This is a genomic window from Mechercharimyces sp. CAU 1602, from assembly GCF_024753565.1.
Taxonomy (GTDB): domain Bacteria; phylum Bacillota; class Bacilli; order Thermoactinomycetales; family JANTPT01; genus Mechercharimyces.
Map to the genome: position 1 here is coordinate 864,064 of NZ_JANTPT010000001.1, position 23,506 is coordinate 887,569.

Annotated in this window: 20 protein-coding genes and 1 riboswitch; of the genes, 17 read left to right on the top strand and 3 right to left on the bottom strand. The window is 44.8% G+C overall.

Annotated features, from left to right (window positions below; all coding sequences use genetic code 11):
- The first annotated feature begins 56 nt into the window (after positions 1 to 56).
- Entirely contained in the window at positions 57 to 383 is a 327-nt protein-coding gene (locus tag NXZ84_RS04560) for a DUF1428 family protein (RefSeq protein ID WP_258839092.1), read from the top strand.
- Between the two features lie 81 nt (positions 384 to 464).
- Positions 465 to 1,343 (top strand): acetoacetate decarboxylase family protein, encoded by an 879-nt coding sequence (locus NXZ84_RS04565; protein WP_258839093.1) that lies wholly within the window; start codon positions 465 to 467, stop codon positions 1,341 to 1,343.
- Positions 1,344 to 1,408: 65 nt separating this feature from the next.
- Here NXZ84_RS04565 and NXZ84_RS04570 read toward each other — a convergent pair whose 3' ends face one another.
- From NXZ84_RS04570 to NXZ84_RS04580, 3 genes are all read right to left on the bottom strand, one after another.
- Positions 1,409 to 3,454, bottom strand: coding sequence for an SBBP repeat-containing protein (locus NXZ84_RS04570; protein ID WP_309495805.1), 2,046 nt, complete (start codon positions 3,452 to 3,454; stop codon positions 1,409 to 1,411).
- A gap of 49 nt (positions 3,455 to 3,503) precedes the next feature.
- A complete protein-coding gene (locus NXZ84_RS04575) occupies positions 3,504 to 5,645 on the bottom strand; it encodes an SBBP repeat-containing protein (RefSeq protein ID WP_309495566.1) in 2,142 nt (713 codons plus the stop codon).
- Positions 5,646 to 5,787: 142 nt separating this feature from the next.
- Entirely contained in the window at positions 5,788 to 6,795 is a 1,008-nt protein-coding gene (locus tag NXZ84_RS04580; RefSeq protein ID WP_258839094.1) for an NADP-dependent oxidoreductase, read from the bottom strand.
- A 264-nt stretch (positions 6,796 to 7,059) separates the two neighbouring features.
- On the opposite strand from NXZ84_RS04580, the gene NXZ84_RS04585 reads away from it, so the two are divergent.
- The 15 genes from NXZ84_RS04585 to ytfJ all read left to right on the top strand — a co-directional run bounded on the left by NXZ84_RS04585 (position 7,060) and on the right by ytfJ (position 23,159).
- Entirely contained in the window at positions 7,060 to 7,743 is a 684-nt protein-coding gene (locus tag NXZ84_RS04585; RefSeq protein ID WP_258839095.1) for a response regulator transcription factor, read from the top strand.
- Between the two features lie 20 nt (positions 7,744 to 7,763).
- Complete coding sequence (locus NXZ84_RS04590; RefSeq protein ID WP_258839096.1) at positions 7,764 to 9,029, top strand: sensor histidine kinase; 1,266 nt, start codon at positions 7,764 to 7,766, stop codon at positions 9,027 to 9,029.
- A 61-nt stretch (positions 9,030 to 9,090) separates the two neighbouring features.
- The gene (locus NXZ84_RS04595; protein WP_258839097.1) at positions 9,091 to 9,774 is read left to right on the top strand and encodes an ABC transporter ATP-binding protein; all 684 of its coding nucleotides are present in this window, start codon (positions 9,091 to 9,093) and stop codon (positions 9,772 to 9,774) included.
- Complete coding sequence (locus NXZ84_RS04600; RefSeq protein ID WP_258839098.1) at positions 9,771 to 12,305, top strand: ABC transporter permease; 2,535 nt, start codon at positions 9,771 to 9,773, stop codon at positions 12,303 to 12,305. The genes NXZ84_RS04595 and NXZ84_RS04600 overlap by 4 nt, the downstream gene beginning before the upstream one ends.
- 193 nt (positions 12,306 to 12,498) lie before the next feature.
- Entirely contained in the window at positions 12,499 to 14,604 is a 2,106-nt protein-coding gene (locus NXZ84_RS15075) for an SBBP repeat-containing protein (RefSeq protein ID WP_309495569.1), read from the top strand.
- A 263-nt stretch (positions 14,605 to 14,867) separates the two neighbouring features.
- Entirely contained in the window at positions 14,868 to 15,818 is a 951-nt protein-coding gene (locus NXZ84_RS04615; RefSeq protein WP_258839099.1) for a COX15/CtaA family protein, read from the top strand.
- Between the two features lie 61 nt (positions 15,819 to 15,879).
- A riboswitch (FMN riboswitch) is annotated at positions 15,880 to 16,028 on the top strand.
- 209 nt (positions 16,029 to 16,237) lie between these two features.
- A complete protein-coding gene (gene ribD, locus NXZ84_RS04620) occupies positions 16,238 to 17,362 on the top strand; it encodes a bifunctional diaminohydroxyphosphoribosylaminopyrimidine deaminase/5-amino-6-(5-phosphoribosylamino)uracil reductase RibD (protein ID WP_258839100.1) in 1,125 nt (374 codons plus the stop codon).
- Entirely contained in the window at positions 17,347 to 17,997 is a 651-nt protein-coding gene (gene ribE, locus NXZ84_RS04625; protein WP_258839101.1) for a riboflavin synthase, read from the top strand. The genes ribD and ribE overlap by 16 nt, the downstream gene beginning before the upstream one ends.
- Before the next feature lie 14 nt (positions 17,998 to 18,011).
- Positions 18,012 to 19,211, top strand: coding sequence for a bifunctional 3,4-dihydroxy-2-butanone-4-phosphate synthase/GTP cyclohydrolase II (locus tag NXZ84_RS04630; RefSeq protein ID WP_258839102.1), 1,200 nt, complete (start codon positions 18,012 to 18,014; stop codon positions 19,209 to 19,211).
- Positions 19,212 to 19,247: 36 nt separating this feature from the next.
- The gene (ribH, locus tag NXZ84_RS04635) at positions 19,248 to 19,718 is read left to right on the top strand and encodes a 6,7-dimethyl-8-ribityllumazine synthase (protein ID WP_258839103.1); all 471 of its coding nucleotides are present in this window, start codon (positions 19,248 to 19,250) and stop codon (positions 19,716 to 19,718) included.
- Positions 19,719 to 19,807: 89 nt separating this feature from the next.
- Positions 19,808 to 20,572 carry a segregation and condensation protein A gene (locus tag NXZ84_RS04640; RefSeq protein WP_258839104.1) on the top strand — a complete coding sequence of 255 codons (765 nt, stop codon included), beginning with the start codon at positions 19,808 to 19,810 and terminating at the stop codon, positions 20,570 to 20,572.
- Positions 20,573 to 20,583: 11 nt separating this feature from the next.
- A complete protein-coding gene (gene scpB, locus NXZ84_RS04645; RefSeq protein ID WP_396654027.1) occupies positions 20,584 to 21,201 on the top strand; it encodes an SMC-Scp complex subunit ScpB in 618 nt (205 codons plus the stop codon).
- Positions 21,202 to 21,226: 25 nt separating this feature from the next.
- Entirely contained in the window at positions 21,227 to 21,979 is a 753-nt protein-coding gene (locus NXZ84_RS04650; RefSeq protein ID WP_258839106.1) for an alpha/beta hydrolase, read from the top strand.
- Positions 21,980 to 22,044: 65 nt separating this feature from the next.
- Positions 22,045 to 22,713 (top strand): DUF2953 domain-containing protein, encoded by a 669-nt coding sequence (locus NXZ84_RS04655; RefSeq protein ID WP_258839107.1) that lies wholly within the window; start codon positions 22,045 to 22,047, stop codon positions 22,711 to 22,713.
- Positions 22,686 to 23,159, top strand: a complete 474-nt coding sequence (gene ytfJ, locus NXZ84_RS04660; protein ID WP_258839108.1) for a GerW family sporulation protein — start codon at positions 22,686 to 22,688, stop codon at positions 23,157 to 23,159. The genes NXZ84_RS04655 and ytfJ overlap by 28 nt, the downstream gene beginning before the upstream one ends.
- Positions 23,160 to 23,506: the final 347 nt, after the last annotated feature.

The window sequence follows — 23,506 nt, forward strand, 5'->3', positions numbered from 1 at the left end:
TTACTGATTTATTTTTATTTGCTATAATATAGGAAATGTGATGAGGGGGATCTCTTATGTACGTGCTCATACATATTTATCGCATAAAAAAGCAGAATATTTCATCTTTCTTGCGGGTACAACAAGCGATGTCGCATATGATGAAACAACATGGGGCTGTTGATGATGCAACTTATCGGACAAATGAATGTAGCGGGATAGAACCACTTACAGCAGGAGAAAGGATATATACGAGGATTAGCCGTTTTCAACATCGGGAGCATTATGAGCAAGTGATGAACAAGGTGGAAAAAGATCGACGAATGACGGTGTTGATGGAGGAGATGGAGCGGTATATTAAATTAGAGCAGTTGGTAAAAAGTTGTTCACAGCGCATTGTGTAGAAAGCACAGCTCTCCTCCCATCTAAACTATGGTACAATGAAGGGTGACTATTTTAATCATTTACAATTCGGGGGAGATTAGATGAAGCCGTTATTACACTACGACGAATCTATGTTGGATAACCGTGAAAAATTTGATGATGACTTCTTTAAGAGATTCGAGCTGAGGCATGGTGAACAGCCGCTACAGTTGGATGATCATATTAGTAAAAACTATCTATTCCCCACTTTTTATAGCGATGTAACATGTGCGATTGGAATCTTCTTTTGTAGTTATGAGAAAGCAGAAAGAATGATGATCGATCCGCGGATGAAGCCGATTCGAATGCCAAAAGGGCGTTCACTCGTTATTTTTTCTTGCTATGAGTATAAGAATGTTTTGGGGATTCCCCCATACAACGAGATCGCGATGACAATTCCGGTCATGGTAGATGCCGGTTGGAATCCACCGGTGCTACCGATGGTGTTGGAGAAATTATTCCCCTCTTTCGGGTATTATGTGTTTTCGATGCCGGTCACATCGTTGGAAAACCGGATTCGGGGACATAAGATCTGGGGATTGCCGAAAGAGGTACAGGAGATTACGATAACGAATACAGCGAACCAATGTGTTACCGAAGCAAAAGAAGAAGATGGGACTCCCTATTTTCAGCTATCCATTCCTACCGAAGGAAAGCTAACCTCGTTTGATGTTTCTTCTCACCTCTATTCGAAGCTGGAGGGAGAGTTATTAAAGAGTGAGACTCATTTCAAGGGAAATTTTCATGTTCAGAAAAATATGAAGAGCTTATGGCAAACTGGTGGGAAGGTAGAAAACCCGATTTTGAAAATTGGAGATTCACCGAGCGGAAAAGTGTTGCAAGAGCTTGAGATTGAAGAGGTACCCTTTCAAACACGCTATACGAAGAGTATGAATAGCTGTTTTGATTTGGCTAAGGAAAAAGTGGGAGTCAAATCGTAAAGGGAGGAGTAAGCTCTATTTGCGAACAAGAAACCCCTGCCTATTTGGCAGGGGTTCTTGTTCGCCTAGGAAGAAATTTCACCACTGCTATTGCCTCGCGGCCCCCTGGCTCCACGTGGTCCACGAGGTCCTCGTGGACCCGTTGCCCCGGTGGGCCCTACTTGCCCCTCCCCAATCTTTGCTACAAAGGCATCTTGGTCACCACCGGATCTAGGTTGAAAGACACGGAAGGTGACAGGGAAGTTTTGAGAGGAAGTACATCCGGTTACATAGGCATCACCAACTGGATCAAGGGCAATGCCGTTGCCCTCTTCGGCTCCACTGCCTCCTAAGTAAGATGAAAACGTGATACCCTGTCCTGAATAACTGATTTGCGTGATGAAGGCATCGGAGTTGCCGTTTCGACTATCTTGGAAAGCATCGGGTGTGACAGGAAAGTTGGTGGAGAACGTAACACCTGTTACCCAGGCCGAACCGAAGGAGTTAACCGCGATTTGACGACCACGGTCGCGTCCGCTCCCTCCTAAGAACGTGGAGTAGACTAATGAACTTCCTTCCATATTTAATTTACTGACAAACACATCAGAGGCACCTTGGAAAATATCCTGAAAGGCATTGGTGGTGGTAGGGAAGTTGCTGGAGCTTGTTGTACCAATCACATAGGCATTATTGCCGCCATCTAAGGAAATACCCGCACTAAAATCATTCTCTGTTCCTCCTAGGTATGTGGAATAGATTAGCGCAGATCCTGTAGAATTTAATTTGGTGATAAAGGTATCCATGGCTCCTGCTTTGCTTGTTTGAAAAGCACCGCTGGTGACAGGGAAATCAAAAGAAGTGGTCTGCCCGAAAATATACGCATTTTCCGTATCATCAATCGCAATCCCGGTTGCTTCATCGATCCCCCTTCCACCTAGTAAAGTGGAGTAGACGAGTGAGCTTCCATCGACAGAAAATTTCGTGATAAATCCGTCCGATCCCCCCAACATGCGCTGGGTTTGAAAAGCCCCTGATGTAGTAGGAAAATTGAAGGAGTCTGCTGTCCCTGTAACATATGCATTTCCCATCGTATTTACAGTAATTCCATTTCCAATATCTAGATTACCAGTGCCGCCTAAGAAAGTGGAGTAGACCAAGGAAGAGCCCGTCGAATTAAGCTTGGTAACAAAGCAGCCACTGGGGCGAGTTTGAAAGGCGCCCGAAGTGATGGGAAAATCGGTGGAGCCTGTTAAGCCTGTTACGTAAGCATTATCATCTGAATCGAGTGCGATATCTATCCCAATATCATTTGCACGCCCGCCTAAAAAGGTGGAATAGACGAGAGAAGCACCGTTTGCCCCCACTTTGGTGATGAAAGCATCAAAGACTTGAATGGGGGTTACAATGCCTTTGATCGTTTGAAAAGCACCAGAAGTGACGGGAAAATCACTAGAAGATGTATTACCTGTCAGATAAGCATTGCCTGCGGAATCAACTGTAATCGCAGTTCCATCTTCATTTAGTCTACCTCCGAGATAACTAGCATAAAAAACGATGGGATCAATGATTAAAGGGACGGTCTGATCGTAGTTATCTACGTGGAATCCAAAAGTAGAGTCCTCGTGGAGGTGAAAGGAAGAAGGGATGGTTGTGCGAATGTCGCCTTGTTTTTGATAGCTAATGGGCTTTTGTTCGCGTAGAAGTCCGTGTGGTGTAAAAACGTTTAATGAACCTTCCGAGGAAAGGTGGATAGCGTTTGCTCCTTCATAGTGGAAACGGATATGAGAGGGTGAAGCTGTGGGGTGAACGGTCAGTGTATACTTTAACTGGTCGTTTTCGTGTGAAAACGAAAGGTCGATGCTAGGCCATATATCATAGTAGATGAGTTCGCGAAATTGGTTGGCGTTAGGAGAGGCGTGTAGCCCTCTCATATTAATATTGGATTGATGCTGAAGAAAGTGGAGTGTGAGTGGTTTTTCATTAGTAAAAGCGAGGGTCATGCGGTCGGTATAGAAAAAAAGGGATCCTTCTTTTTTTCGTACCTCATAGTAGGGGGCTCCGCTCGTATCTATCTGTTGTTGAAATGGATATAACTGTGAAGGTGATGTTGCCTTCATAAAAGAATTTCTCATATCAAACTCTCCTTTAGTGAGTGGGACGTTACACCAACTGGCACAAATTTTAAGCACCAGATTCTCCGATCGCTCCTCGTTTTCCCCGTGGTCCCCGTGCTCCTCGTGGTCCTCGTGGACCAGTTGCTCCAGTCGCCCCAATAGCTCCAGTCGCTCCAGTCGCCCCAATAGCTCCAGTCGCTCCAGTCGCCCCACGAATGGTAGAGGAAGGTGAGCCGATTTTGGATACAAATCCATCTTCTCCCCCCGCGAGTTGGGTTTGGAAGGAACGGGAGAGCACAGGGAAGTTGGCCGATTGGGTATCACCGGTAATATAGACGTTCCCACTGTTATCGTTCGCGTTTCCTCTTGCTTGATCTAACGCTGATCCACCCAGATAGGTGGAATAGAGAATGCGATTACTCGTGTTAGCTTGGAGCTGTAGATAGGTGGCAAAGGCATCAAAACTCCCACCACCATAAGTTGGTTGCACAGCGTCGGAACTGATAGGGAAGTTGGTGGAACTCGTTTCACCTACAACCCAGGCATTGTCGAAAGGGTCAACAGAGATGCCAGATCCCACCTGAGTGTTTGTTCCTCCTAAATAGGAAGAAAAGATCAGGGTGGATCCAGCTTGATTAAAACGAGCAACAAAGGCGTCTTGCGTACCTGCAAGCTGGGATTGAATGGCATTAGGAGTAACGGGAAAGTTGGTCGACGTCGTTTGTCCCGTGACATACGCTTCGTCATTGCCGTTTAAAGAGATAGCAGCACCAGTATCATCCCCTGTTCCACCGAGATAAGTGGAGTAAATAAGGGAAGAGCCATCTGCATTTACTCTGCTAACATAGGCAGCCGTATTGTTCCCAGGAAGCATAGTTTGAAAGGAATTAGGTGTCGTCGGAAAGTCGTTTGAGCCTGTTAAGCCGATAATATATGCTTGTTTCTTTGTGTTGACAGTGATTCCTGAACCCGCATCAAAGTTACTACCTCCTAAGTAGCTGGAGTAAATCAAACTGGTTCCTGTAGCATTTAGCTTGGAGAAAAAGGAGGTTTGCAGGGCAGAGCGATTTCGTGTTTGAAAGGCACCTGAGGTAACCGGAAAATCCCTTGACTGTGTAATCCCAGTTACATAAGCATTTCGGTCAGAATCAAGGGCAATGGAGTTGGCACTATTGGTTTCAGTCCCCCCGAGGAAAGTAGAGTAGATCAGTGTAGATCCAGTTGGGGAAAGTTTGGTAATATATGCGCTCTCGATGCCTTTAAATTCCGTTTGAAAAGCGCCTGAGGTTATGGGGAAATCGGATGAAGTGGTTTCACCAGTAACATAGGCATTTCCACCATCATCAACACGGATGCTTACACCGCGTTCTCCTTCACTTCCACTAATGAGTGTGGAATAAAGTAAAGAGGTGCCGGCTGTATTAAATTTACTGACAAAAATGCTTTCAAAGCCTGTCTGTATGGTTTGAAAGGCACCTGATGTGGTGGGAAAGTTTGCTGATGCTGTTGTCCCCGTGACGAAAGCTTCCTGCTTTGAGTTAACGTCTATGCTTAGCCCACAATCTGTGCCCGAACCTCCAAGGTAAGTGGAGTAGAGGAGGAGGATGGGGTCGATTACAAGAGGAAGTGACGGGTCGTATTCTCCGTCTAACTCAAAGCCAAAAGTATGTTGATCGATAAGGAGATAGGAGACGGCTCTCTCTTTTTTTCCGTAAGTGCTTAGTTGGTAGCTATAAGGGAGGGGCTGCTTTAGCATGCCATGGGGAGAATGTAAGAGAAGGTCACCTGATTCCGTTATCGCGATGAGATCGGTATGGAGTACCTGGATCCCAATATCGTGAATATTGCTACCTGGGGCAAGCACAAGATCATATTTGAGATGACCATTTTGGAAATAGAACAGAAGGTCGATTCCTGTCCACGCTTCTTTATAAATCAGAATAGGCGAATGTAAGGGAGCAAGCTGATTTCCAGTGAAGAAGTGTTGGATAGCTAGTTGTGGTGAGGTGGACTTATCGGATCGTATTTGAAATTGGAATTGTAGTTGATCCAATGTTAAAGACCACTGTTGCGGCAAGAAATAATAGGAAATCTGGTTGCTGTGGGCGTGGAAAGAGTGGGGATCATCCCTTTCAGGAATTATGGATGACGTGTTGTTACTTTTTTTAGAAGAAGGCGTTACGGTATGTTGAAGTTCCTGAGTGTGCATAACGTACCTCCTCATTTATGGATGATGGAAGTAGTTTATTCGCTTTTAGCATTAGTTGTTTACTCAGAATTTAAAAACCCGCTTGTGCGGATGAGTCCACGCAAGCGGGATAATTAGGTTCATATAGTGAATTGGTTTATTGTTACTCTGCCACTTTGACGAGTTGCTTCCCGATATTCTCCCCTTTGAAGAGACCGAGGAAAGCAGAGGGAGCGTTTTCCAATCCATCTACAATCGATTCACGATAGGTTAACTTTCCTTCACGTAACCAGGTAGCTAATTGCGTGATGCCTTCAAGCGAACGATCTTGATAGTCGCTGACGACAAAGCCTTTCATCAAGGCACTCTTTTGAATAAGCCCTACTTGTGGACGTACCCCAATGTCAGGCTTGGTAGCGTTGTACATAGAGATTTGACCACAGATGATAAGGCGAGCGAACTTATTAATAAGTGCGAAGACGGCATCGCTGATCTCTCCCCCCACGTTATCAAAGTATACATCGACACCATCTGGACATGATTCTTTTAGTGCAGCGGCTACATTTTCTGTTTTATAGTTGATCACATGATCAAAGCCTAATTCCTTTAAGTATGCGTTCTTCTCATCGGAACCAGCGATGCCTACTACTCTACATCCTTTGATCTTGGCAATTTGTCCAACTACACTACCGACAGCACCAGCGGCACCTGAGACGACGACCGTTTCCCCTTCTTTCGGATTACCGATGTCAAGTAAGCCGAAGTAAGCGGTTAGCCCAGGCATACCGAGGATGCCAAGAGCGGTACTGATAGGAGCGAGTTCAGGATCTAGTTTTCCCAGTACATTGGAGCCATCGGTAAGCGAGTAATCTTGCCATGGCATCATCCCACTTACAATGTCCCCTTCTTTATATTCTGGATGCTTGGATTGGATCACGCGTGCGACGATACCACCATTAAGAGGCTCATTTACGGCGAATGGTTCGATATACGATTTCGCATCTCTCATCCGCCCACGCATATAGGGATCGACAGAAAGATAAAGAGTTTGCACGACAAAAGTACCTTCGGTTGCCTCAGGGATTGTGGATTCTTCCAAACGGAAAGTAGAATCGTTTGGCATACCTACTGGACGCTCAGCGAAAATAATTTGACGATTGGTTTTGCTCATGTGAAATTCCTCCTCAAAAAGTAGTTCGTTATGTTAAGTATCTGTACGAAGGGATCGCTTTCGCTTGTATAAATTCCCTCCGTTGAAGAAAAGCAAACAATTGGTTGAAAGGATTAACCGTTTAAACTCATTGTATAATCTGCTTTCCGTCGACGTCAATGACAAATTTATAATTAGAAGCTGGTGCTTTAAAGTAGTAAGGGTATGCTAAGGGTGCTTCCTCAACTATAATTTAAGAGAATAATAAGTAAGAGGAGAATGGGTATGGCTACGATTTTATTGGTTGAAGATGATGAAACTTTGGCGATGGGTTTACAATTCGCCCTCCAGAACGAAGGCCAGGAAGTAAGAGTAGCGACAAGAATGGAGGAAGGATGGCAACAAGTGCAATCTTGTTGTTACGATCTGATCTTACTAGACGTTACGTTGCCGGATGGAGATGGGTTTATGTTGTGTAGAAAGATTAGGGAGATCAGTTCTGTCCCCATTCTATTTCTAACGGCACGGGAGGAAGAAGTGCATGTTGTGAGGGGATTAGATTTAGGGGGCGATGATTACATCACCAAACCATTTCGCTTGCGTGAATTGCTCTCGCGTATCCATGCAGCCCTACGGCGTAGTCAAACAGTGGAGCAGCAGGTACGCAGTGTCCAATATGAAAGCGATGGTTTGGTATTGGACACTGAGCAACACCGGGTTATGAAGAACGGGATTACATTGGAACTGACGCCAATAGAATATAAGTTGCTCCTTTTTTTGTTTCAACACCGGGGGCAAGTGATTTCGCGCTCCGTTATGTTAGAAAAGATATGGGACGTAGAAGGGGATTTTATTGATAATAATACGCTGTCTGTTCATATTCGGCGCCTGCGCGAAAAAATTGAAGAGGATGTGAAGCAGCCTTCTTATATTCATACGGTTAGAGGTGTGGGGTATCGCTTTGTTTAGTAAAGGGGGAAAAGATAGTAATGGAATCTTTTTTACAAAATCCAGAGATTCGGCGCCTTACATGGAAAGTTTTGCTGATACAGACGCTCTGCATGCTGGTACTAGGTGGGTGGATGAATCATGAAGCAGATCAATTGAAGCAAGATTGGATCAAGCAGCAGACTGCGTTATTAGGAAAAGTACTATTAGAGTATCCTGAGCTGGAAAGGGATATGGTTCCTCTTATTACTGATGAAGTGACTACAGCAGAATGGAAGCAGGGAGAGCAAATTGCCCAGCGATATGGGCTAGAGATCGGGCTCGCGTTAGAAAAAGCTCCGTTTTTTAGGGAGTTGGAAATTGCAACAGTGGAGACGATTACGATTGGAATCTTAAGCACGTTCATCTTGCTCCTTTTCATCTATGACGAGTTTCTCCGCGGCTTTAAGGAGATGAGGCTTATGACGACACGTGTAGAGCAGGCAGTGGAGGGGAAGTTCCCAAGCATGCGTAAGTGGCGAAGTATGGAAGAAGGGGAGCTGGCGCGTCTCACTTATCAATTGGATCATATGATGGAGCGCATGAAGCATATGGTTACTGCACTAGAGCAAGAGAAGCAGTTTTTGCAATCATTTCTTTCCGATATCTCTCATCAGTTGAAAACACCGCTGGCTTCTTTAACGCTCATGGTAGAGCTTTTACAGAAGCCTGAATTAAAAAGGGAACAGCAGGCTAATTTCCTCTCTAAGATGGATGGTCAACTCCAACGGATGGAATGGCTGATCGTTACTCTACTACATACCGCTAAGTTAGAGGCAGGTGCAATCAAGTTAGAACAGAAGCAGACAGATGTGGTGGCGACATTAATGGAATCACTTTCCTATGTAGCAGTAGAGTTGGAGCAAAAAGAGATAATAGTAGAAATCGAAAAGAAAGAAAAAGAAGTGTTACTGATTCACGATGCCTATTGGTTAGCGGAAGCATTTTCCAATGTACTGAAAAATGCGATAGAACACTCGTCATTTGCGCAACGTATTGTGATTACGATAACGGAGTCACCTATAGTTACGGAAATTGCGGTTGGTGATGAAGGAAGGGGAATTGCCAAACAAGATCTTCCCTATCTCTTCCGTCGATTTTACAAGGCGCAGCATGCACGAGCGGATAGTGTAGGGATCGGGCTATCGTTAGCGCAAGCGATTGTACAGCGGCATCAAGGTGAAATTCGAGTTGATAGTCAAGTAGGAGTGGGTACAACGGTTACCTTTGTTTTCTACAAGCATCTATCTAAGCTTACAAAATCGTAAGAATGGGGTCACTAAGAAGTAAGGCTTGCTTTGTATTATAAAGAGAAAGGGGGAATGAGCGATGGGGAAGATTGAAACGATCGGACTACATAAATCTTATGGGGAACGAGAGGCGAAGGTATGCGCCTTAAGTGATGTCAATTTGAAAATCGAGCAAGGTGAATTTGTTGCGGTTGTGGGAGCTAGTGGTTCGGGAAAAAGCACACTTTTACATATGTTAGGCGGATTAGATCACCCAACATCAGGGCAAGTGCGTGTGAGTGGAACATTACTTAATCAATTGAATGAAGACGAGCTGGCGATTTTTCGTCGCCGTCAGGTAGGGTTTATATTTCAATTCTATAATTTGATTCCAATATTAGATGTGGAAGAAAATATCCGACTTCCATTACTTCTTGATCACAAGTGGAAAGATAAACCGTATATTGATGAATTGATGGAGTTGTTGGGGTTAATGGAACGAAAGCATCATCTCCCTTCACAGTTATCAGGAGGACAACAACAACGAGTCGCCATCGGGCGTGCTTTAGCATATAAACCAGCTATTCTCTTAGCTGACGAACCGACTGGGAACTTAGATACGAAAAGTACGGATGAAGTAATGGAATTATTACATCTGACTTCACAGCGCTACAATCAGACTGTTATCTTGATCACTCATGATTTAGATATTGCCTCACAAACAGAACGCGTCCTTACGATGCAAGACGGAATGATTGTGCAAGATGAGGTGATGAGAGGATGAAAAGTTATCGTCAGATCACTTGGCGTTATATGAAGCAGGCGAAACGGCGTTCCATTCTTACCATACTAGGCATTGTGATGTCCGTGGCTATGATCAGTTCACTTAGTACAATGTTGTACAGTTTGTACCAGGAAGAGGTAGAACAAACAATCGCTGATTATGGAACGGCTCATTTTAGCTATACCAATACCGACGAAAAGTTATATACCACCTTAAAAGGACATGTGGAGGTAGGAGCACTAGGAATCGTCATTCCTGGAGAGGCGAAGCCGATAGCAGATAAAATAGATGTACAGATTGATGCGTACAATGAGGAAGCTTTGCAGTTGCTCCCGATTCACTTGGGCATGGGCCGCATGCCGCAGTCAGAACGTGAAATCGTATTGGAACAATGGGTGCTAGAGGGAATGGAAACTTCTCAACAGATAGGGGAAGAGATTCACTTGCCTGGGCAAGAAGGTGATGAGTCGTTTCAACTGGTCGGCATATTGGAAAACAACATGTTGTCGCAATATGAGCGCAAAGGGATTGCTATTACGCGCTTAATCGAAGATGAGTATCGTGCAGGGATGCAATTACATGTGCAACTAAAAGATGATGTGCCGAGCCGGGAACGTTTAGAAGCGTTTTATCAATTGCAAGAAGATGGATATAACGAAAACGGGAACTACTTGAGAGTTATCGGGGTTGATCCAGAGAACTACTTTGGAGTTATCATTGTTGGAGCCATTTTAACTTTGCTGGTCGTCGCCGCTACAATCATGGTGGTATACAATTCATTCGCTATTTCTATATTGGAGAAAGTGCGTCACTTCGGGGTATTGCGTTCTTTGGGTGCCTCCCCTAAGCAGACCCGAAGGCTGGTATATGCAGAGGCAATGCTGTATAGTATCTTCGGAATTCCGTTAGGGATTATAGTTGGGATCGGTGCTCTCTATTCCCTGCTCTTTATTGTGGGAACCGAATGGATTAATGCAGATATGATTCATCTCTCTCCCTTATTATTAGGCATCAGTGCGCTGGTTGGACTGGGATCGATTTTTGCTTCCGCGTATCTACCGGCGCGACGGGCTGCCAAGATCTCTCCGCTCGATGCAATCTTAGCTCGCGGATCACTTCAGAAAGAAAAGGTGAAGCGGAAAAATGGATGGTTGTTGCGCCATTCAGGAATTGAAATACAGATGGCATATAAAAACATGAGACGTAACCGTAAGCGATATTGGGTGACTGTCTCCTCGATTATGATTAGTGCAGTTATGTTTCTTGCGTTTAGTTCGTTTAGCAATATGTTTATAGGAGACGTGATAACCAATCTGAGCAATGAGGAGAGCAAGACTGCGTTTAGTATAAATAAATCGGTAGATCATTTGGAGACAAGTGCCGATGACTCACGAATTTTACCTAAGGATACGGGACGTGAAATTGAACGATTGAAAGCGGAAGTGCTTCCAATCTATGAAGGTTTTTCTCTACACACCATAATCCCTAAAAGCTCAATAAATGTTTCTAAGAAGCAATATGAATCTACGAATATGTTCGCAACACCTTCGGGATTAGATGGCGAGAAGCAATTTGTTTATACCAGTATCAATATATATGATGAACGCCGTTTCTCCTTGGCAAAATCGTATATAAAATCTGGGGAAATAAATATGAAGCAGTTAGAGGGAGAGAAGGGCGTATGGCTTGTAATGAACAATCGTATTTATGATAAAGAGAGCAGGGTAACCTTTCTCGATATTGCTGATGTAAGGGTAGGAGATCAGCTTACGCTTAACTTAGATAATCCGGATGAAGAAGAGGTACAAGCTGGGAAGACAACAAAGGTGAAAGTATTGGGCATCCTAGACCGCTCTCCATTTGGGTCACCTGATGCATATGGATTTCAGTTGATTACAACTAAGAAGGTTGCTCAAGCGATTCTAAAGGAATGGAATCTGGCGCAGTATCAGAAGCAGGATACCTATATTCCACAAGTGTCGAATCCAGTGGGATATGATATTCAACTGCATGATGAAAAAGATTACGAAGAGATTAAAAATAAATTGCAGAAAATGGTGAAGGCAGATTCATCTCTCGATCTAGTTGATCAATATGCTGAGCGTAAAAGAAAACGCGCGGATCAGATTCAAATCCTCGTTTTCTTTTACGGTTTTATCACAGTGGTCGCGTTAATTGGATGTGTTAATATCTTTAATACGATTACGACCAATCTGCTCTTACGCCGCCGTGAATTTGCGATGTTACAGACGATTGGGATGAGTAAAAAGCAAGTACGAAAGATGGTACTGACTGAAGGTGTGTTGTATGGACTTACAGGGGCGTTTTATGGTTTGTTCTTTGGGCTACTCTTATGTTATCTCATCTATTGGGGCCTTCAACAAGACATTGGAGTTACTTGGACCATCCCGTGGTTAGATATGCTGATCGTGGTAGGAAGCTCGATTCTGATCGGCATCCTCTCAACGCTCCCTCCACTAAAGCGACTACGTCATACTGACGTGATACAAGATATTCGCATGGTAGATTAATCGTTAGGTATAGTTAAAAGCACTCGCTCTAGCGGGTGCTTTTTTTAGATCAGCTCGTCTTGCTCATAAGCGATGGTCTCCTGTTGCATGTTGGGGAAGATGTAGGAATAAGTATTCATTGACATCCTACTGTTAGCGTGATCCGATGGTCCGCAGTTATAGTTACATTTTCTTTGGAGGAGGGCGTATCCAAATGAGGAGTGTAGAAGAGAGTACCCCGAGAAAAATCCTTTCTTTTGAAAAAAGCGAGACGACGGAAAATCGAAGAGTACGCTTTAAATTCCTGAAAGATGGAGTTTTATTTAAACTGAATCAATCATCCCAACTCATGCTTCAGTTTAAAAATACATGTAAGGGAGCCTACCCTCGCGGTGTAGGACAAAGTAGGATGAGTGATGATTTACATTTCTGTTACGAAAAAGTTGTCTATAAGGGAGTATGGGCAGGAATAGATATTATCTTCTCATTTAGTGAGGGGGCCCTTAAATACGATATATATCTTGAACCTGGATCTAATGTGAGAGATATTAGATTATCATATGATGGTGCACAAGCTCTTTTCTTGGATGAACAAGGGAATCTTCAAATTTATACACCCACTGGCGTCTTTTTGGAGAAAAAACCACTCAGCTTTCAATATACGAAGGGGAGAGAAGAAGGAATTGAAACGAGATTTATACTTCTTGGCGAATCTACTTTTGGCTTTAAAGTAGAGGGGTATTACGATGAGATGAGCCCTTTGGTGATTGATCCTGTTATTTTTTATTCAAGCTATGTAGGTGTAAATAATCTTAATCTTGGCATAACTGCAGATTCAGTGGGCAATGCTTATGTAACAGGATTTACAGATTCTACTGCTTACCCTGTTACTTCTGGATCATTTCAATCTATGTTTGCTGGTGGGGATGCGTTTATAACGAAGCTAAATTCTGCAGGATCGTCGCTCATCTATTCGACTTATTTGGGTGGAACGTCTGTTGATGTAGGCTTTGATATCGCGTTAGATACGTTAAATAACGTATATGTGACGGGGTCTACTCAATCTACTAACTTCCCTGTTACTTCCAATGCATTTCAAACAATGTATAGAGGGGGAACAGACGCGTTTGTCACGAAAATCAATTCCTTGGGATCGTCACTTATTTATTCGACTTACTTAGGAGGAACCTCTTTCGATACGGGTAATGGAATTGCAGTGGATGCTACGGGTAGTGCTTATGTGACAGGATCAACGGATTCCACCAACTTTCCCATTACCTCTGGGTCATTTCAAACTATGATAACAGGGGATAGGGAAGTATTTGTATTAAAGCTAAGTTCTACAGGGTCGTCCCTCATATACTCATCGTATTTGGGCGGTGATTTAGTCGACAGTGGGAATGGAATTGCAGTGGACACTAGTGGAAGTGCCTATGTGACAGGATTTGCAGACTCGACAAACTTCCCTGTCACTTCCGGTGCTTTTCAAACCATGGCAACAGAGGGAATTTCGGCATTTGTGACTAAGATGAGTCCGTTGGGAATGTCATTGATTTATTCAACATATCTAGGCGGGAGCCAAAATGATTTCGGCAGAGGGATCGCGTTGGATGGAGCAAACCAAGCTTATATAGGTGGATTTACTAGTTCTTCGACAAATTTTCCTGTGACTGCGAATGCATTTCAAACACTCTACGGAGGGGGAAGCTTTGATGGATTTGTAGCGAGGTTAAATCCATCTGGTTCAAAATTGCAGTATTCTACCTATTTAGGAGGAAGTGATACTGATGTGATCGGACTTAGTACTTCTTTCCAGATCATGGGAAGTGGCGGAGTGGCCATTGATTCATTTGGATATGCATGGGTTACAGGTATTACTAGATCGACTAATTTTCCAGTAACCTCAGATGCTTTTCAGGATAGTAATGGGGGAGAATCAGATGCTTTCGTTACAAAAATCAGTTTTTCTGGCCAAGGCCTTTCCTTCTCTTCGTATCTTGGGGGAGGGAGTTCTGATGAAGGGGTTGATGTAGCTGTTGATAGTAGAGACAGCGCATTTATGACTGGTGATACAAACTCAACCAACTTCCCTGTCACTTTTCAAGCGTATCAGACTCAACTGTTAACTCCGCCGAATGGGTTTGTCACAAGAATAGATTCTTCATTAGGAACCGGACAAACAGGAGCGACAGGTCCTACCGGACCTACGGGAGCCACTGGATCGCAAGGAACACAGGGATCGAGAGGTCCAAGGGGGCTTCGAGGACGGCGTGGACCAAGAGGGCCGCGGGGAAGTAGCGGAGGAGAAACGGGGTTGTAAATCAGGAGTTAAAATGTCCTATGCTAGATTAAGAGATCTGGATATGGCTTATAGCACTCGCTCTGGCGGGTGCTTTTTTTCTGTGACTATCTTGTGCCGATGCAGGTGTTGCCGCATGATTACATAGAGGGTTGTGGTAGAATAAATAGCGATATCATAAGAGAAAAGTGATCGATCTTAACAATATATACGCATGGTGAACGCACGCGCGCCTTTAAAACGAGCGTGATGTTGAAGTGGGTTGGTGTGAGGAGGACATCTATATGCAGAAAGCATTAAAAGGATTTTCCGTATTTGCTGCCTTTAGTACTTATCTGATTCTCCTGATGGGGGCACTCGTGACAAAGACGGGATCGGGTGAAGGGTGTGGGCGAACATGGCCGTTTTGTCATGGAGAAATTTTTCCTAGCTATGCTACCGTGACTACGATGATCGAGTATAGCCATCGTGCGGTATCCGGCTTTGTCGGTTTGGTGGTTGTTATCCTGGCGGTATGGGCATGGCGTACGTTTAGGAAGGATTTTACAGTTAAGTTGTTAGCTTTTACAAGTGTTTTCTTTATCGTCCTACAAGGATTGTTGGGAGCGGCTACCGTGGTATGGGGACAAGAAGGTAGTGCGTGGCGTGAAGATATGACGATGGCTCTTCACTTCGGTTTCTCATTGATCTGTTTTGCTGCAGTCGCGCTCTTATCTGTTTATCTTTTTCAAAAGACGGCTGGACGAACGAAGACGACGGCGGAGAAGCGTGCCGGATTAAGCAATCGCTTACGTTACTTTATCTGGGGATATGCGTGTTATGTGTACCTAGTCGTTTATACAGGTGCTTATGTACGTCATGCGGGTGCAACGATGGGATGTTCCTCTTTTCCTCTATGCGGAGACCGTTATTTACCTGACTTGGTTACGCCAGCAGGTGTACAAATAACGCACCGCTTATTTGCGATTACTGCCTGGGTATTGGCGATTGTGCTCTTGGTTTGGATTGTACGTCATTATCGCCAGCGGCGGGACTTGTACTGGGGCAGTATTGCGTCAGTGATTTTTGTTACATTGCAAGCGGCCAGCGGCATTGCTGTTGTACTGACTCCTTTTTACTTGGTGATGGCTCTCACCCATACGACTATCGTCTCACTCTTTTTTGCTGCCCTTTGCTATCTCTGTTTACAAGTAGGGTGGCCGTTTAGGAAAAATGCGTCGAGCAAGAATGAATAGACATTCAATCTGCAATCCAGTATACTTTACGTTAGATGTACACAAGTGAATAGCAGTACTGTACATCCTTCGGGGCTGGGTGAAAATCCCGACCGGCGGTGATGGTAGCATCTGTTACCTCAGTCCGTGACCCGTTATGCCTTTGTGTATGCGGTGGACCTGGTGAAAATCCGGGACCGACAGTGATAGTCTGGATGGGAGAAGGGTGAACAGGAGCGGTCGCTAATAATATTGCTGTAGGGCTTGAGGGAGACTACGGGTAGTTTTCTTTCGTGCGCTTTTACTAGTGATAATGATGCGAATAGATACGTTTGGCATGAAGGCTTCTTTGTGTTGGCGTAAAACATGACCCTCCTGATTCCCTCATGAAAGCCCTGATTTGAATATAGGGCTTTTTTTGATGTATGGGGAGGCTATATATGAATCGACAGGAAGAATGGATGCGACTAGCGCTTACGTTAGCGCAGAGTGCAGAAGGATATACGTCCCCCAACCCGATGGTGGGTGCTGTCATCGTAAAAGAGGGTCGGTTAGTGGGTAGTGGTGCTCATCTGCGAGCAGGAACTGCCCATGCTGAAGTCCACGCATTAGCGATGGCAGGTGCCGAGGCGGAGGGGAGTACTTTATATGTAACGTTAGAACCGTGTAGTCACCATGGGCGTACGCCTCCATGTACCGATGCCGTTATCAAGGCCAAAGTGGCTAAAGTGGTGATTGCAGTACAAGATAATGATGAACGCGTGTCCGGTAGTGGGATTGAACGGTTGCGACAAGCTGGAATCGAAGTGGAAGTAGGATTGTTAGCCACAGAGAGTCGTCAGCTAAACGAAGCTTATTTTCATCACCGCCGTACAGGTCGTCCCTTGGTTACCTTGAAAACGGCCATGACGCTGGATGGTAAAATTGCAACATCAAGTGGGGATAGTAAGTGGATTTCTAATGAAGAGTCGCGCGCGGCCGTTCATCTTATGCGGCATCGTATGGATGCGATCATGGTAGGGATTGGAACTGTGTTGACAGATCGTCCGCAGTTGACTGCGCGCCTACCCCAAGGGGGAAAAAACCCGGTGCGTATAATCGTAGATTCTAAACTGCAAATACCACTCGATACCCCTGTAGCAGATACCAGCGTAGCAGAAACGTGGGTATACTGTACAGCAACAGCGGATCCTCGCAAACGAACACAATTACAAGAGCGAGGAGTAAAAGTGTTTACTTGCGGAGAGGGTGTACAAGTTGATCTGCCAAAATTAATGGAGCACCTAGGCGAGCACAATATCTTATCCGTGCTGGTTGAAGGCGGAGGAACCTTAAACGGGTCTTTACTGATGGAAGATGTCATCGATCGCGTGGTTACCTTTATTGCCCCGAAATTGGTCGGAGGTGCAAACAGCCTTTCTCCAATTGGTGGAGAAGGCATTTCCAATATGGATGATGCTGTTACCATCAGCAATATTCGTGTTCAATCTTTAGCTGATGATGTGATGATCAGTGGTGAGGTGTGCAAAAGGAAGGGGAGTGATTCCCGATGTTTACAGGATTGATTGAAGAAGTGGGAACGGTACAGCACTTAGTGCAACAAGGGCAGACGATGAAATTGACGATTGCGTGTAAAGAGGTGTTAGATGGAGTAGCTCTTGGAGATAGCATCGCGATTAATGGTGTTTGTCTCACTGTGGTTCACTTCGATCATCGCTCGTTTACAGCGGACGTGATGCCAGAAACGATGAAACATACACAGCTACATTCTTTACAGCGCGGTTCCTTCGTTAATTTGGAACGAGCGATGGCAGCTGGTGGACGTTTTGGTGGTCATTTCGTTCAAGGGCATGTGGATGGCGTTGGTACCATCTTGGAACGTAAGCCTGTGGAAAATGCGGTTCTTTTCCGTCTTCAAGTACCGAGGGAATTAACCTCTTATATGATTGAACGAGGCTCGATAGCCTTAAATGGGATTAGTTTAACATTATTTGAAGTTCGTGAGGATCAGATTGTGGTCTCCATCATTCCTCATACGCTAGCACAGACGCAATTACAAACGGCGCGTGTAGGGGATCCGATTAATGTGGAGTGTGACATGATGGGGAAATATGTGCGCAAACAATTACAAATGTTGGTATCTGAATCTAGCGGTGAAGGGTTGACCAAGGAGAAATTGATCAACCTCGGATTCGCTTAAAGGAGGGGTCGTTCATGGGAGCTTTTCACCCGATAGAAGATGCGATCTACGATCTAATGCAAGGGAAGATCGTGATTGTTGTCGATGATGAAGATCGTGAAAACGAAGGCGATTTTGTTGTCCTCGCAGAGAAGGCTACGCCAGAAGTGATCAACTTTATGATTACACATGGGCGTGGATTGGTCTGTACACCACTTACGGCTGAGCGAGCAGAAGAATTGGATTTGTCGTTAATGGTGAACCACAATACCGATACACATGGTACCGCCTTTACCGTATCTGTTGATCACTATGATAGTACCACCGGAATATCTGCGTATGAGCGCTCAGCTACCATTCGTGCGCTGATAGATCCGCAGGCACAACCGCGAGATTTCCGTCGTCCTGGACATGTGTTTCCTCTGATCGCCAAAGAAGGAGGCGTGTTACGGCGTGCAGGTCACACGGAAGCATCGGTAGATTTGGCTCGGATGTGCGGGTCATATCCGGCTGCTGTGATATGCGAAGTGGTTAAAGAAGATGGTACGATGGCACGTGTGCCCGACCTGATGGAAATTGCAGATGAGCACGATCTTAAAATCATCACCATCCAGGACCTGATTCAGTATCGCAATAAAAAAGAGAAGTTGGTAGAGCGTGTCGCTTCCGTGCGGATGCCTACTCCTTTCGGTGAGTTTCAAGCGATCGGATATAAGAATGAATTGGATCAAAAAGAGCATGTGGCATTGGTAAAAGGAGAGATCGATCCGACGAAACCAGTGATGGTACGTGTTCATTCTGAGTGTTTGACCGGGGATGTGTTGGGTTCATATCGTTGCGATTGTGGACCCCAACTTCATACGGCGTTAGCGCAGATTAACGAAGAAGGTTCTGGCGTGCTCCTGTATATGAGGCAAGAGGGGCGCGGGATTGGACTGTTAAATAAATTACGTGCTTATGAGCTTCAAGAACAAGGTTATGATACGGTAGAAGCAAATGAGAAGTTGGGTTTTAAGGCTGACTTGCGTGAGTACGGTATCGGGGCCCAGATTTTGCGGGATCTTGGTGTGTGTCAGATGAGGCTACTAACCAATAACCCCCGCAAAATCACCGGTCTAAAGGGATATGGCTTAGAGGTGACGGAGGTATTACCGATTCAGTTGCCGGCCAATGTAGATAATGAACAGTACTTATATACGAAAAAAAGTAAACTGGGACATCTCTTACACTTTTAAAAGAAATAAAGAACATGACAAAAGGACGTGACAGTGATGGGGAAAATTTATGAAGGTCATTTAGTTGGTAAAGGACTTCGCATTGGGATTGTAGTTGGACGGTTTAATGAATTTATCACGGGCAAATTGTTGGGTGGCGCTCAAGATGCACTTCGTCGTCATGGAGTAGATGAAGCAGATGTAGATATTGCATGGGTACCGGGGGCATTTGAAGTTCCTTTGATTGCGGATCAGATGGCATCTTCTGCGCGCTATGATGCCGTGATCACCTTAGGTGCTGTAATTCGTGGCTCTACGCCTCACTTCGATTATGTATGTAACGAAGCGGCAAAAGGGGTATCTGCGGCCAACTTAAAACATGGTCTGCCTATCATCTTTGGTGTTCTTACAGTAGATACAATCGAACAAGCAATAGAGCGTGCAGGTACGAAAGCGGGTAACAAAGGTTGGGAAGCAGCGACTTCTGCTATAGAAATGGCCAACTTGACACGGGAATTGAACAACTAAAGAGGGAGAATCAGTGGAAGTGGAGCGGAGAAGAAGGGAGAGTAGTCTTCCTTCTTTTTTGTGGTACGTCTAAGGAGGAGGGCAGAATCATGGATATTAAGATTAAGCTGGAAACATTTGAAGGTCCGCTCGACTTACTTTTACAATTGATCGAACGCTCAGAATTAGATATATATGATGTCCCGATCGCCCGTATAACGGATCAGTATTTGGCGGTGTTGGACCAGATGCAGGAGCGGCAATGGGATGTGGCCAGTGAATTCCTGGTGATGGCAGCGACGCTATTAGCAATAAAAAGTCGCATGTTGTTACCACGTCAAGACCCATTGCTCGAGGATAGTATAATGGACGACGGTTTGGCGATGGATCCGCGAGAAGAGTTGGTTCAACGACTGTTGGAGTATAAAAAATATAAACGACTAGCACAAGAGCTCCGAGAAAAAGAGGGAGAGTGGCAGCAAGTATATACACGCGACCCGATGGACTTGACCCCTTATATGGAAGAGCCTAATCCAGTACAAGGGATACGCTCTGATGATTTATTGGAGCTGTTTATTGGCGCGTTGCGACAGCAGCAAGAGCGGATGGAGGCTGAAGAGCCGATGACCAATATGACACGAGAGGAGATATCCGTCAGTGATCGGATGGATGAAATCTTGCGTACCGTACAGTCCATAGGGGAACAAACCTTTACACAGCTGTTATCGTATGAAGTATGGACACGCGAGCGCGTGATTACGACATTTTTAGCTGTGCTGGAACTGATGAAAACGAAGCAGATTTATTGCTATCAGCGAAGCGTCTTTGCCGACGTTGTGATTACGGCGACCAGGGAAGGGGAGAGCCAAAGTTGAGTGAGAGTGGAATGGAAAAAAAGCCAATCATCGAAGGGATGCTGTTGGCAGCTGGTGAAGAGGGGTTAACGGCGCGGGAACTTGGGGAAGTATTGGAGTTGAGTACGAAAGAAGTACGTACGTTGATTGAGGACTTACAAATGGAGTGGAAAGCAAGCGGTCGTGGAATGCAGATTGTGCGGGTAGCAGATGCATATCAGCTAACCACCTTGGCTGAGCACGCTCCCTACTTGAGTAAAATGGCATCTAGTTCGCAACGTGCACAAATGTCGCGTGCTGCATTGGAAACGCTAGCGATCATTGCTTACCGTCAACCGATCACCCGGATGGAGATTGAAGAGGTTCGCGGTGTAAAGTGTGATAAAACGATTCAATCATTAGTGCGGAAAGGGTTGATTAGAGATGTTGGGCGAGCAGAAGGGTTAGGTCGTCCGATTTTATATGGTACTTCTAAGTCATTCTTAGAGTATTTCGGCTTAAGTCATTTGCAGGAATTACCTGAACCAGATTCTTTGTTTGAATGGGCCGAATGGGAGCATGAACGCGAAGCACTCTACCAACGTCTGGGTGTGGGAAGAGAGCAAGAAGTTCTCCTTGATACTACGCATACTCCGGATGAAGAGGCGTAGTTGGTTTTGAGAAAGGAGGTATAGCATGGAAGAAATATCATTTTATAATAGGATCGGACAACGTTTAGTGGGAACGTACTATCCAAAGCAGACAAAGAAAATGATCATATTGGTTCATGGCTTTGTTTCTGACAAATCCTCCGATGGGCGTTTTGAGCAAATAGCGGAGTGTTTCGCGCAAGATTTCGCGGTGTTAAGATTTGATGCTAGTGGATGTGGGGAGAGTGGTGAAGGTATCGTAACAGTAGCTTCTCGTGTGCGAGATCTTAATGCTGCTCTATCATGGGCTTTAAGCCATGGTTACGATCAACTAGCACTATATGGGCACAGCTTGGGAAGCCGCATCTGTTTGGAAGCGGTTATTCCCCAGGTCAAAGCGATGGTATTAACGGGTGCTCTCACCGGTCCTATGTTGTACGATTGGGATACGGTTTTAGATGTATCAGAATTGGAACAGCTACAACGGGAGGGGTATACTTCGCTCCGTCGAGAATCGTTACGTTGGCGCAAAGAAATGTTCATTGAATGGCAAAGTTTATATGATTTTGCTCAAATAGAACAAGAACAGTTGTTAACTCCCATCCAATGCCCTGTACTCATCATTCATGGAAATGGCGATGAAGAAGAAAGGGCGCTTACCCACCTTTCACAATCTGCTCTTCATTTTCTCCCGGCTTCTGCACAACTACATATTATTGAGGGGGCAAAGCATCATTTTTACGGATTTATCCAGCCAATAGCTCAGCAAGCCCTTGCTTGGTATCGACGGTGGATGTGAGGGTTATTACTACGCATAAAATTTCCTTTTTTGCCCATGCTATTAAAGAATAGGTGGGTGGGTGTATGAAAATCATTCTCCTTATTGGAGGGGTATTGTTCTTATTGTTAATACTCTTGCTGTTTACATCGGTTCGCCTGCACCTCATATACCGGCGGGTGGGTGAAGATGACCGTGCTGATCTGACGATTTTATTATTGTGGGGATTGATTCGCTTTCGGTATGATCTACCTTCGCTCAATCTTTCATCACAAGGGAATATTGAAGTGCGTACGGAGAAAACAAACGCCTCAGCAACAAAAAAGGAAGAAACATGGAAGGATCGCATCACAGCAGGGACAGTGGTACGCCTTCGAGGTCAATTTAAGCGCATGCAAGAAGATGTGGTTGGCTTATCCGATATTATTAAACGCTTTTTGAATCACATGTACTGTGAGCGATTGATGTGGCATACGCGTATCGGGACAGGGGATGCAGCTGAAACGGGTGTTTTGACGGGAATGGGATGGGGAATCAAAACAACGCTCATCAGCGTAATTCGCTTATACATAGAATGGGATTGCGAGCCAGATCTGCAGCTTGTTCCACACTTTAATGAAGCGATATTAGAAACGGATCTGGAGTGTATGATCCGTTTTCGTGTCGGGCAAGCTATCCTCATGGGAATTCGTCTCGTACGATATTCACGCAAAGGGGGAAATCTGGAATGGCCGAGCACCCCATACAAGGTTTAATGACAACTGCGATGGAAAATATTAAGCAGATGGTTGATGTAAATACAATTATCGGGGATCCAGTGGAAACACCAGAAGGAAGTGTTATCATCCCTGTATCCAGGGTTGGCTTTGGTTTTGCCGCAGGCGGAAGTGAGTTTAAAGGCGGCGGAGGCGGTTCTTCCAAAGAAGAAGATGGTGGAGATGGAGGAGGTTCCTCCGAAAAGGGAGGATCTTCTTCGGAACAACTTCCTTTTGGCGGAGGGAGTGGGGGTGGCATGTCTATCTCCCCTGTTGCTTTTCTGGTTGTTAATAATAAAGGGGTTCGCATTCTTAATATGGATAGCTCCACCCACCTCTACGATCGCCTGCTCGATGCAGCCCCCGGATTGATGGATCGTCTGCAGGGCATGGTAAAGTCGAGTAAAAAAGATGATAAGTGTCAGGAGCCGAAAAACGATATTTAAGAGAGCATGTCATTGCTTTAAACCCGTATACGTACGGGTTTTTATTTTTGTCGATATTTCCCAAGAAGAGGAGGGAGGCGTGCTGGGAAAAGGAAGGTTTGAATTGTATGAAGCACAACTATTATTGGATCCCGATTGTATGGAAAAATTTTCGTTTAAAATTAATAAACATCTTTTTGAATAGAAAGATAGCTATTCTCACCCTATACATTACTAGGTTTCTCTCTTGAGAAAATAAGATCCGTCGATTGATTTTAAAGGGGAAAGACACAAAACAAGGAATATTTATCATTGATTATTTCCCTTCTTCTATTAAACTAGTCTAGTGCGACTATTTTATGAATAGA